We start from the raw sequence: 11,473 nt of genomic DNA on the forward strand, positions 1-11,473 counted from the left end.
TTTGAGTATTTGTGGAACATTGAAGCGGGAGAGCCGCTTAAACTTTGCGTTCCATGAAGAGGCTGGCGGGGTGGTCGGGATAGTCGCCAAAGGGTCCGCAATAGGTAAACCCGTGCTTCTGGTAGAGCTTTTGTGCAGCGGTCAGCGTATCCCCCGTTTCAAGCCGGACCAGTGGCAGGTTCTGGCTCCGCGCGATTTTGACCAGTTCCGAGACGAGCGCATCGGCGGCACCTTTGCCGCGGGCCTCCGGGGTGGTGAACATGGACTTGAGTTCGCCGTAGCCGCCCTTGTTGGCCAGCGCCCCGCAGCCGATGGTGTCGGTGCCGTCCTTTACCACCAGAAAGGTGATTTGCGGCGTGCAAAGATCGTCGATTTCCAGATAATGGCAGCTCTCGGCGGGGAAGAGTTCGTTCATTAATGCGTGGCTGGCCTGAAGCAAACGGGTTGCTTCAGGGCTGCGGGGATCGCCTTTTAGAACGGTGAGGCTCATGCGTTGAGGGCCGTGGTGATGGCCGCCTGATCGAGACCGGATTCACCGATCACCACAAGGCGGGTTGTGCGGGTTTCTTGGGCCGTGAAGGGACGGTCGAAATAGGTGTCCACACGGGGACCAACCGCCTGAAGGGTCAGGCGCATCGGTTTTCCCGACACTGCAGCAAACCCTTTGAGGCGCAGGATGTCGTGCTGGCGGATCACATCGGCAACCTGCTTGGCAAAGGCGCTAGGGTCGGTGATTTCGGCCCGCTCAACCACGAAGGATTCAAACTCGTCGTGACCGTGGCTGTGCTCGTGGCTGTGCGCATGATCGTGGTGGTGATCGTCGTCATGATGGTCGTCTTCATCGTGATGGTGATGGTGGTGGATTTCGTGACGGGCGTCGAGGTCGTCCTCTGCGCCGATCCCCTGACCGAGCAACACGTCAACGGGCAGCGCACCCATAGAGGCTTTGACCACCTGCACGCCGTCGCGACTCTCGGATTTCAATTTGGTCACAAGGCTGGCGGATTCATCGTCGGACAGCAGGTCGGACTTATTCACAACGATCATATCGGCACAAGCGATCTGGTCTTCGAACAATTCGGACAGCGGGGTTTCGTGATCAAGGTTTTCATCCATTGCGCGCTGCGCATCCACCGCCGCCACGTTATGGGCGAAACGGCCTTCGGTTACGGCTTTGCCGTCGACTACAGTCACAACACCGTCAACCGTCACACGTGTGCGGATTTCCGGCCAGTTAAAGGCGCGGACCAGCGGTTGGGGCAGGGCAAGGCCGGAGGTCTCGATCACGATATGATCGGGGGCGTTTTCACGCTCCAGCAGCTTTTCCATCGTGGGAATGAAATCATCGGCCACGGTGCAGCAGATACAGCCATTGGACAGTTCCATCACATCGTCTTCGGTGCAGGTTTCATCGCCGCAGCCTTTGAGGATGTCTCCGTCCACGCCAAGATCGCCAAATTCGTTGATGATCAGCGCGATGCGTTTGCCATTGGCGTTTTGCAGCATGTGGCGGATGAGGGTTGTTTTGCCTGCGCCCAGAAAACCTGTGACGACTGTGGCGGGGATTTTAGCGGGCATGGAATGATCCGTTGTTGTTGGTGAATGGGGTTTGCGCTATGCGACGTCGGGAACGGGTCTAACGCGGGAGAGTGCTGTGCGCCATAGGGTGATTGTTTGCGCCACGTGCCGGAACAAGGGCGAGGCGGATTTTGCCGGACCGGAACTGGCCAAAGCGCTGCGGGACAGTTTTGCAGCGGACCCTTTGTTGCAGGATTTTACGGTGGAAACCCATGACTGCCTGTCCGCCTGTGCCAAACCGAACAGCCTGTCATTCAGGGCAGACGGCAAAGCGGCGTATCTGTTTGCGGGGGTCGATCCCGTGGCGGATCGCAGCGATATTGCGGCTTTTGCGCGACTGTATGCACAATCTGGCGATGGCTGGATTGAGGATGCGCGGCCCGCAGGCCGGTTGCGGTTCTGTCTGATCGGGCGAATACCGGCGTAGGCTCCACCTGTCGGGGTTGGGCATGTCAGCGGGCTCATGGGGCGTTAACTTGCAATTCGACCCGCACGGGTTGGCCGTTGACGTGGATCGGGCTGTGTGAATTGGCGTTTAGCTCTACGGCAATTACGTGATCCCCCGGTGTCAGATCGTCAAGGTGGAACCAGTTGCCGTAAAGCCGCGCGCGTTTTACGCCGTCCACATAAATATGCGCATGGCCGGTGTTGGGGGTATCCGCTGCGTTCACAGCATCCGGCGTGAAGGTGAAGTTCTGCGTTGTCAGTTCCAGATTGAAGCCTGAAACAGAATCGGGATGCAGCACCGCGCCAAGTGTCGGGGCCGTGCCGTCATCCGCCACGCTAAGAGCCTGCATCGCGCTGTGATCATGCGCTCCGGTCGCGCCGTGGCCGGTGGCATGGTCGTGCCCGTCCAATGTGATCCCCTGGGACGCCGCCCAGAGGAACCCGATGCCTGTTCCAAAGAACAGGCCAATGACGAGAAAGGCAATCGGATTGCGCATGGCTCAGGCTTCCTTGTTCCAGAAATAGCCTGCGAGCATGCCAAGGATTGACCAGCTTGCCAAGCCCACGCCAAGCGCACGGGCTGCGAAATGTGCGGCGATTTCAGGGGGCACAGGACCGGTGAAAACATCCGGTTCGGGGGCGCCGATGATATGAGGCACCGCAAGACAGAGCAGTGCCACCGCCCAGATTACCGGAGATCTTCCAAAGGCCACCAGCCACAGGCCAAGCGCGCTGAGCGCAACCGTGCCAAACCACCAGACCTGCCGTGCAGCCACATCCGCAGCAGCGGCACCGGGCAGTTCGGGGGGCAGACCCATCGCAGGGGCCAGTTGAACAGCAACGAAGCCGGCGATGCCCCAGAGAATACCCCTGCGCGGTGTGATTTCGTGGCCCTGTTCGCTGGCGAGTGCGATGCCAGCCACCAGCAGGAACGCATAGCCGGTGTAGATCACGGCGGTGAACAGGACGCTCAGCCCGTCGCGCAGGGGATCAAAGCCCGGCAGTTCCGTATGGGCAGGGGTTCCGGCACCCGATGTGCCGAAATGCTGCATCACGCCGCTTTCAAACAGTTCGGAGTGGAGCAGGAGGGGTTGGACAAGCAGGAACTGCAACAGGGCAGCGGCGAAAGCAGTGATAAATCCGGCGAAAATCGCCGTGGTCAGAATACGGGTCAGCATAATAAATCCATAGATGCCACAAGGATCGTCCCGCTCGGGATAATCCGCTTGCAGCTGTTACTGGAATCCGCAGACCGGCAGTACGCGCAGGACCAGAGGTTCACCGCGACGCATACACCGAAAGCCAGTACGCAATTGCGCGCTGGCTATCCTGTCGGATTGATGTTGTGAGTTGCGCCGGTGATCCGGCGCCGCTGCACGCTTAGTGGCAGGGAAAGCCGGTGGCGTGACGCACATCATGGGCGGCATCGTGCAATGTGGTCGCCTGCACATGGCCTGCAATTGCGATCAGCCCTGCGCCGACAAAGGCGGCAAAGGCGATTGCAAGAATGTTGCTGCCAACGCGGGCTTGGGATTTTACTGCGACTTTTGCTTGAGTATTCATATATTGGTCTCCTTGTGCCGCCACTCCCGACAGCATGGGTTAAGGTCCGGTGCCGGGCTGGTCTCCTGACTCGCGGGTCGTAACGATTGTGCGGCCTTCCCGGAAACACCCAGTGGCTTGTTTGCACATCGCTCTCCGCACACAGTCGCGGGGGCGGTTGTGGCGTCGGGCCCCGGAGTTCGGTCCGCCCTGTCCACATTCCCAATTAATCCCCGACGCTTCGCGCCTTAGTGGGGAACCTTGCCCTTTCTTTTTGACCGCAATCGGGGGGGCAGGTCAAGCTGCTTTGCGACAGGATGGACGAAAGCTGCGGCAGCCCGCGCCATACCGGTCCCGCATTGGCAATATATTGTGGATAACTTTGACGGGCGGCCCAAATGCAGGGGAAGGCGGTTGACTCGAAAGCCGCCGTTCCAGATTTTGGCGGTTCATAAAGAATCAACAAGGCTGGCCCGTTGCAGTTTTCCAAAATCCGTCTGACCGGCTTCAAAAGCTTCGTGGACCCGACCGAGTTAATCATCTCGGACGGGCTGACGGGGGTTGTGGGGCCGAACGGCTGCGGCAAATCCAATCTGCTGGAAGCCTTGCGCTGGGTTATGGGGGAAAACCGTCCGACCGCCATGCGGGGCGGTGGCATGGAGGATGTGATCTTTGCGGGTGCGGCCTCCCGTCCGGCGCGTAATTTTGCAGAAGTGATGCTGACGCTCGACAACAAAGAGCGGCTTGCACCGGCGGCCTTTAATGACGCGGACACGCTGGAGGTGGTGCGCCGGATCACGCGGGATGCGGGATCGGCCTATAAGACCAACGGCAAGGAAGCCCGTGCGCGGGACGTGCAGATGCTGTTTGCCGATGCCTCTACCGGTGCGCACAGCCCTGCACTGGTACGGCAGGGGCAGATTTCCGAACTGATCAACGCCAAACCCAAAAGCCGCCGCCGTGTGCTGGAAGAGGCTGCGGGGATTTCCGGACTGTACCAGCGCCGCCACGAGGCAGAACTGAAGCTGAACGGGGCGGAAAGCAACCTTGCGCGGCTTGACGACGTCATTGAACAACTCGACAGCCAGTTGAACGCGCTGGCACGACAGGCGCGGCAGGCGGCACGGTATCGCGCCATTCTGGAAGAGCTGCGCCAGTCCGAAGGGCTGCTGCTTTATCGTCGCTGGCGCGAGGCGGACCAGTCGCTTGCCAAGGCAGTGGAACAATTGCAACAGGCGACACAGCTTGCAGCGGCAGGGCAGGGCGGTGCGGCCAAGGCTGCGGCGCTGCGCAAGGAACTTGAAGGCAAGGTGCCGCCGTTGCGCGAAGAAGAAACCGTCGCGGGGGCCATCTTGCAACGGCTGAGCGCAGAGCGGGATGCGCTCGGGGATCAGGAGAGCCGTGCGCGGGCGACGATTGAAACCTTGCAAAACCGGATCGAACAGCTTGGCAAGGATATTGACCGCGAAACCGGCCTGAACCGCGATGCGGAAGAAACCATCAAGCGGCTCGACTGGGAGCAGGAGGCCCTGCTTAAAGCGTCTGAAGGGCAGGAAGAACGGATCGAAACAGCAGCAGCCGAGGCCAAAACCGCTGCGGCTGTGATGCAGGAAAAAGAGGCGGATCTGGACCGGCACACCGAAGACGTGGCCCGTCTTGCGGCCCGTCACCAGTCTGCCCACCGTCTGTTGCAGGACGTGCGCGGCGCACAGAAAAAACGTGAAGAACAGGCGGAAACCGCCGCCCAAGCAGTGACCAAGGCCAAAGAGGGTCTGGCACAGGCCGAGGCGCGTTTGTCCGAAGCCAGCAAAACCCATAGCGTGGCACAGGAAGCGGCTTTGCGGGCTGAAGCACGGTTGGGCGAAATCGAAATCCGCCGCGCCGAGGAACAAGCCCGCGACAGCGATGCCCGCGCCGCCCTGTCCGAAGCTGAAGGGGAGGCGAATGCCCTGAACGCCGAAGTGGGCGCTTTGGAGCGGGTGATCGCGCGGGACCAGTCGGGCGGTGCGCAATTGCTGGACGAGGTTCGTGCGCGCAAGGGCTATGAGGCGGCGCTGGGGGCGTCGCTTGCGGATGATCTGAAGGCTCCGGTTGTGGGGCCCGCGGGTGTGTCCGGTTGGGCGCAAATGCCCGATTACGAAGCTGCCGCCGCGCTGCCGCAAGGGGCAAACCCGCTGGCGGAATACGTGACTGCGCCCGATGTTCTGTCGCGCCGTTTGTCGCAAACCGGCGTTGTCGCGCGGGAGCAGGGCGCGGCCTTGCAGGGCGCGTTAAAACCGGGCCAGCGGTTGGTGAGCGTCGAGGGCGATCTGTGGCGTTGGGACGGCTACCGTGCGGGTGCCGATGACGCGCCGACGGCGGCAGCTTTGCGGTTGCAACAGGTCAACAGGCTCGAAGATCTGCGCGAGTCCCATCAGTCTGCCGCGCAAGCTGCTGCCACCGCGCGGGAGGTATTTGAAACCGCCCATGCCGCGTTGCAAGACACAATTGCCGCCGATCAGGAAGCCCGCCGCGCCCGCAAGGTAGCGGATGAAACCGCCAACAGCGCCACCCGCGCCATGAGCCGCGCCGAGGCAGATCGTGATATGCTGTCAGGGCGTGTCGAAACCCTGACCCAGACGCTGGCCCGTTTGCAGGAAGAAGCCCTGGCCGCGACCACAGCCGTGAAAGAGGCCGAAGCCGCCGTGCGCGAACTTGGCGATCTAGATGCGGCGCGGGAAACGGTTGAGGCATTAAAGGTAGCGGTTGAGGCGGCGCGGATGACCATGCTGACCAAGCGCAGCATCCACGACGAACAGCGCCGTGACGGCGAGGCGCGGGTCAAGCGCCGTCAGGAGATCACACAAGAAGTCAGCGGCTGGCGGCACCGTCTGGAAACCGCAGAGGCCCGTATTGCAGAGCTTGCCAGCCGCAAGGAAACCTCCGAGCAGGAGCTGAAAGACGCTACAGCAGCGCCGGACGAAATCCGCGCCAAGCGCGAAGAACTGGGCCGCGAGATCGAAAAGGCGCAGGAGCGGGTAAAGGCCGCGTCTGACGCGCTGGCGGTGGCGGAAACCAACTTGCGACAGGCCGAACAGGGCGAGCGGGACGCCGAGAGAGCCGCTTCCGAGGCCCGCGAAGCCCGCGCCCGTGCCGATGCCGTTGCCGACTCAGCCCGCGTTCAGGTGGACACCGCTGCGGATCGTATCCGCGAGGAGTTGGAAATCTCGCCAGAAAGATTGCTGGAACGTTTGCAGGCCGATCCCGAAGACATGCCCCCCGTGCAGATGATCGAAAACGATGTGGCCCGCTTGCGCCGCCAGCGGGATTCCCTTGGTGCGGTGAACCTGCGGGCTGAAGAGGACGCCAAAGAAGTGACCGAAGAGCGGGACACGCTGGTCACGGAAAAGGCCGATCTGGAAGAGGCAATCAAGACCCTGCGCTCTGGCATTGCCAGCCTGAACAGGGAAGGGCGCGAACGGCTTCTGGCTGCCTTTGACGAGGTAAACAGCAATTTCTCCCTGTTGTTCAAACATCTGTTTGGCGGCGGCGATGCCAATCTCGTTCTTGTCGAAAGCGACGATCCGCTGGAGGCAGGGCTGGAGATCATGTGCCAGCCCCCCGGCAAAAAGCTGAGCACCCTAAGCCTGCTGTCCGGCGGCGAGCAGACGCTAACCGCGCTGTCCCTGATCTTTGCGGTGTTTCTGGCCAATCCGTCACCGATCTGTGTGCTGGACGAGGTGGACGCGCCGCTGGATGATGCCAATGTGACGCGCTTTTGTGACCTGCTGGATGAAATGACCCGCCGCACCGATACGCGGTTCCTGATCATCACCCACCACGCCGTCACCATGAGCCGGATGGACCGGCTGTTTGGTGTCACAATGGCGGAGCTTGGTGTCAGCCAGTTGGTGAGTGTCGATCTGCAACAGGCTGAACGTCTGGTGGGGTGACAGGGCGCGTGTCGTTCTGATCGCCCTTGCAGTGGCCGCAGAGATAGACTCTAATTTGGCCAGCCACCAATACAGGAGCCGGCCATTTTCAGCAGCGTAACCCTTTCGCAAGCCAAAGCGCAGACATGGGATGTAATCATCGCAGGCTCAAGCTTTGCGGCGATGTTCTTTCTGCGCGGCCTGCCCGAAAACCTGCGGGTTCTGGTGGTGGAAAAAGGCAGCATCCAGCCCCACGCCGACCAGTTGCAGCAGGGTATCCTTGTGGATGAGGAAATTCCCGTCGATAACCGTTCCGGCTATCGCAAGCACTGGAAGGCGCATACGCTGTTCGGGGGCAATTCAAACTGCTGGTGGGCCTGCACGCCGCGATTTCACCCCAATGATTTCCGGCTGAACAGTCTATACGGTGTCGGGATGGACTGGCCTTTGGGCTATGACGAATTGGAGCCGCTTTACGGCGAAGTGGAACAGCTGATGGAAATCTCCGGCGGGGGATCGGATCATATCCTGCCCCGCAGCACGGCCTTCCCGTTTCCGCCCCACGCCCCGAGCCGGACAGATATGGCGTTGCAGGCTCATTCGCGCAACTGGTTTGCCCAGCCGAGTGCCCGTTCAAATGGCGGGCGGCGGGCGCAGTGCTGTGTGAACGGGATTTGCAATCTATGTCCGGTAAATGCGAAATTCTCGGTCCCAAACAGCGTTGATCTGTTTGCCCGTGAAGGCGTCTTTCTGTTGCTGGACAGTGAGGTTCGGGCCGTTGATCTGGCCGGATCGGTGGCAAAAGGGGTTCTGGTGCGTGATCCGAAAGGTGCTGAACATCTGTTGAAAGGCGATCTGGTGGCATTGGGGACCAATGCAATCTGGAATGCGGGCATCCTGCTGCGATCGGGTGTGCGATCTGCTGCGCTGGGCCGGTATCTGCACGAACAGGTTGCGGTGACGGTTTTGCTGGACCTCGGAGCGGGGCAAAGGAACTATTACGGTGGCACGTCGATTACCGGACACGGTTACGATCTTTATGACGGGGCGCATAGGTCGGACTACGGCGCGATACTGATGGAGAACCACAACGCCCCCGCTGCGCTACGGGCCGAGCCGGGGCGCTGGACAGAACGGATGCTCCTGAAACTGATTGCCGAGGATTTGCCCGTTGCCGACAACCGCGTGGTGTTGCGGGACGGCGAAGTCGTGACAGAATGGGGCGGGCATACAGACTACGGGTTCAAGGCGCTGGATGCGGCGGTAGCGAAACTGCCGGACATCCTGCCGTTTGACATCGAAGGACAGGTCGTCAGCCCGCGACTGATTTCAGAGGATCATATTCAGGGGACGCACCGGATGGGCGTTAATCCGGCGGACTCGGTGGTTGATCCGGAGTTAAAATGTCACGGCGTGCGCAACCTGCTGGCGCTCGGGGCGGGGGCCTTCCCGACCGGACCGGCGGCGAACCCGACTCTGACCCTGTCGGCCCTGTCCTTGCGTGCGGGGAGGGCGGTGTGATGAGTGTCTCTCGCAGAACCCTTTTGCTGTCCGGTGGGGCTGTCGTCGCTGCCGCAGGGCTTGCAGCTTTCACCTTTCGCCCGCAAGGGTTTGTTGAAATCGGACGCGCAGCGCTGCGGCGGGTTTACGGGCGAAATCTGCCGTCCGAGGTCGTTGAACCGTTTCTTGCCGAAGCAGATGCATTTTTGCGCAGAGAGACCAAACTGCCTTCTGCGCAAACGCTCTATTCCATGGATGGGGTCTTTGGCTTGCCCGAAGGCTATGACGGCGCGGACTGGATTGAGGCCTTTATGATCCACCGTTTCGCCATGTCGAGCACTGTCATTGCTGCGGGAGAAACAGGCGAGCCGGTGGAGTATACCGGCTTTTTCGACCCTCATGGTGCGCCCTGTTCCAATCAGCTTTCGGCCTTTAACGCGCCGCTTTAGAGCTTTGAGAGCAATCCGGTGGTGGGCCAAGCGTCTGCAGGAAGACCAAGGCGGATTTGTTCCTGACGCACGGCATCGCGGGTTTTCGCCCCCAGTATTCCGTCTACTTTGCCCACGTCATACCCGCGCGCCTTCAGCTTTTTCTGAAGGGATTTCATCTGGCTATCAGACAGACCCGGCTCGGGGGAGCCTTCGTCAAAACGCGGTGCGCCGGCAAGGCGGGTCGCGAAATAGGCAGCGGTGGTCACATAGACCAGCGACTGGTTCCATTCGAGATAAACCTTAAAGTTCGGCAGGGCCAGAAACGCCGGACCTTTGCGGCCCTGCGGCAGCAACAGAGAGGCTTGCAAGCTGCCGTTTGGCATGGTCACGCCGCGCGCTTTGACACCTGCGGCGGCCCATTCAGACACGCTGCGGCTGGTGTGCAGGCCGGTCTGCGCCCAATCGAGCGTTTGGGGCACGGTGACTTCGACCAGCCACGGTTCGTTCGGGCGCCATCCGTGGTGGGAAATCACATTGGCACCGGACATCAGCGCATCCGCGGCGGAGGTTTTCAGAGACACATGCCCGTCACCATCCCCGTCTACCCCCCGTTCGATTATGTCCTTGGGCAGCATCTGCACCATGCCGATTTCCCCCGCCCAAGCGCCTGTGGTCTTGGCAGGCGAGAAATCTCCCCGTTCAAACAGGGTCAGGGCTGCGAAAATCTGCGGACGGAACAGTTCGGGGCGGCGGCAGTCGTGACTAAGGGTGAGGAGCGCGTTCAGCGTGTTAAAATCCCCCTGCACCGCGCCGAAATCGGTCTCCAGCGCCCAGAACGCCAGCATGACAGCCGGATCAACCCCGTAGGTTTTCTGGATGCGGTCAAACACAGAGGCATATTTCTGGCGGTTCGCCTTACCTTTGGCCATGCGGTTTGCACTGATGACCCGTTTGGCGAAATCGGTGAAGTCCAGTTTGAACACGCCCTGCGCACGATCCGCAGAAATCACCTTCTGATCCTGCCGCGCATGGGCCAGAAACTGATCCACCTTGGCGGGATTGTGACCCTTGGCGACGGCTTCTTCTTTGACGCCAGAGAGAAAACTGCTGAACGAACCGCCACAGGACTGGGCAAAAACAGGGGTGACGAGGGTTGAGATCAGCGCGGTTGCCAAAAGGTATTTCATAAAGCAGTCCATCCTGTAACGGGTGAGAATTTGACGCGAAGGAACACAGGCACCCCCCGCAACGCAAGCACAATCGCACTGCGCGGCATCTGTCGGCAAAAGACAGCAAAGCAGCAGGCAGGGGCATCACTTTGTGCGTTTCAGCCTTGAACTTTCCCTTGCGGCATCCCTAACTGTAATCAAACGAACCAAATCACAGGAGAAGACCATGGGTTTGCGTATTAACGATGTTGTGCCGAATTTCACCGCCGAGACGGATCAGGGCACGTTCGACTTTCACGACTGGATTGGCGACAGCTGGGCGATCCTCTTTTCCCACCCGAAAGATTTTACCCCTGTGTGCACCACGGAATTCGGCGCCGTTGCGCAACTGGCCGATGAATGGGAAAAACGCGGCACCAAAGTGATGGGCGTGTCTGTGGACGGTGTGCCGGACCACAAGAAATGGAAAGTAGACATTGAGAAAGTCTCTGGTGCGAAAGCGGGTTTCCCGATCATCGCGGATGAGGGGCTGGAGGTGTCCAAAGCCTTTGATATGTTACCAGCCGAAGCCTATCTGCCCGATGGACGCACCCCTGCGGATAGCGCAACCGTGCGTTCTGTTTTTATCATCGGACCGGACAAGCAGTTGAAACTGTCGATGACCTACCCGATGACAGTGGGACGCAACTTTGCCGAAATCCTGCGGGCGCTGGATGCGCTGCAAACCACGGCGAAACACGGGGTTGCAACGGGGGCGAACTGGCAAACCAGCGAAGATGTGATCATTCCGCCGGCCGTTTCAGACGAGGATGCCAAAAAGAAATTTGGCGAATTTGAAACTGTTCTGCCTTACCTGCGCAAAACCAAACTGCCAGCATAACGCGCGTCATTATGC

General features: G+C 60.3%; 11 protein-coding genes and 1 riboswitch. Of the genes, 5 read left to right on the forward strand and 6 right to left on the reverse strand.

All coding sequences use genetic code 11. The annotated features are described in order from the left end of the window. Positions 1-37: 37 nt before the first annotated feature. On the reverse strand, positions 38-490 hold the full coding sequence (locus BFV97_RS15900; protein ID WP_069301387.1) for a GNAT family N-acetyltransferase: 453 nt from the start codon (positions 488-490) through the stop codon (positions 38-40). Beyond that, positions 487-1,578, reverse strand: coding sequence for a cobalamin biosynthesis protein CobW (cobW, locus tag BFV97_RS15905; RefSeq protein ID WP_069301388.1), 1,092 nt, complete (start codon positions 1,576-1,578; stop codon positions 487-489). The genes BFV97_RS15900 and cobW overlap by 4 nt, the downstream gene beginning before the upstream one ends. Before the next feature lie 76 nt (positions 1,579-1,654). On the opposite strand from cobW, the gene BFV97_RS15910 reads away from it, so the two are divergent. Beyond that, positions 1,655-2,005, forward strand: coding sequence for a DUF1636 family protein (locus BFV97_RS15910; RefSeq protein ID WP_083225691.1), 351 nt, complete (start codon positions 1,655-1,657; stop codon positions 2,003-2,005). Between the two features lie 34 nt (positions 2,006-2,039). On the opposite strand, the gene BFV97_RS15915 is transcribed toward BFV97_RS15910, so the two are convergent. From BFV97_RS15915 to BFV97_RS15925, 3 genes are all read right to left on the reverse strand, one after another. Then, complete coding sequence (locus BFV97_RS15915; RefSeq protein WP_069301389.1) at positions 2,040-2,522, reverse strand: hypothetical protein; 483 nt, start codon at positions 2,520-2,522, stop codon at positions 2,040-2,042. Between the two features lie 3 nt (positions 2,523-2,525). Continuing rightward, the gene (locus BFV97_RS15920) at positions 2,526-3,203 is read right to left on the reverse strand and encodes a CbtA family protein (RefSeq protein ID WP_069301390.1); all 678 of its coding nucleotides are present in this window, start codon (positions 3,201-3,203) and stop codon (positions 2,526-2,528) included. Between the two features lie 202 nt (positions 3,204-3,405). Next, entirely contained in the window at positions 3,406-3,588 is a 183-nt protein-coding gene (locus BFV97_RS15925; protein WP_069301433.1) for a CbtB domain-containing protein, read from the reverse strand. Between the two features lie 38 nt (positions 3,589-3,626). Then, positions 3,627-3,846: riboswitch (cobalamin riboswitch) on the reverse strand. Positions 3,847-4,043: 197 nt separating this feature from the next. Between BFV97_RS15925 and smc the strand changes: the two genes are divergently transcribed. From smc to BFV97_RS15940, 3 genes are all read left to right on the forward strand, one after another. Continuing rightward, entirely contained in the window at positions 4,044-7,499 is a 3,456-nt protein-coding gene (gene smc, locus BFV97_RS15930; RefSeq protein ID WP_069301391.1) for a chromosome segregation protein SMC, read from the forward strand. Positions 7,500-7,661: 162 nt separating this feature from the next. Further along, on the forward strand, positions 7,662-8,999 hold the full coding sequence (locus BFV97_RS15935) for a GMC oxidoreductase (RefSeq protein ID WP_083225692.1): 1,338 nt from the start codon (positions 7,662-7,664) through the stop codon (positions 8,997-8,999). Then, complete coding sequence (locus BFV97_RS15940) at positions 8,999-9,427, forward strand: hypothetical protein (RefSeq protein ID WP_069301393.1); 429 nt, start codon at positions 8,999-9,001, stop codon at positions 9,425-9,427. Before BFV97_RS15935 ends, BFV97_RS15940 begins: the two co-directional genes overlap by 1 nt. Here BFV97_RS15940 and BFV97_RS15945 read toward each other — a convergent pair. Then, entirely contained in the window at positions 9,424-10,596 is a 1,173-nt protein-coding gene (locus tag BFV97_RS15945) for a lytic murein transglycosylase (protein WP_069301394.1), read from the reverse strand. The two genes, BFV97_RS15940 and BFV97_RS15945, sit on opposite strands and share 4 nt — an antisense overlap. Positions 10,597-10,804: 208 nt before the next feature. Here BFV97_RS15945 and BFV97_RS15950 point away from each other — a divergent pair, with 208 nt between their 5' ends. Further along, on the forward strand, positions 10,805-11,458 hold the full coding sequence (locus BFV97_RS15950; protein ID WP_069301395.1) for a peroxiredoxin: 654 nt from the start codon (positions 10,805-10,807) through the stop codon (positions 11,456-11,458). Positions 11,459-11,473: the final 15 nt, after the last annotated feature.

The organism is Neptunicoccus sediminis (genome assembly GCF_001719615.1).
GTDB classification, from domain to species: domain Bacteria; phylum Pseudomonadota; class Alphaproteobacteria; order Rhodobacterales; family Rhodobacteraceae; genus Amylibacter; species Amylibacter sediminis.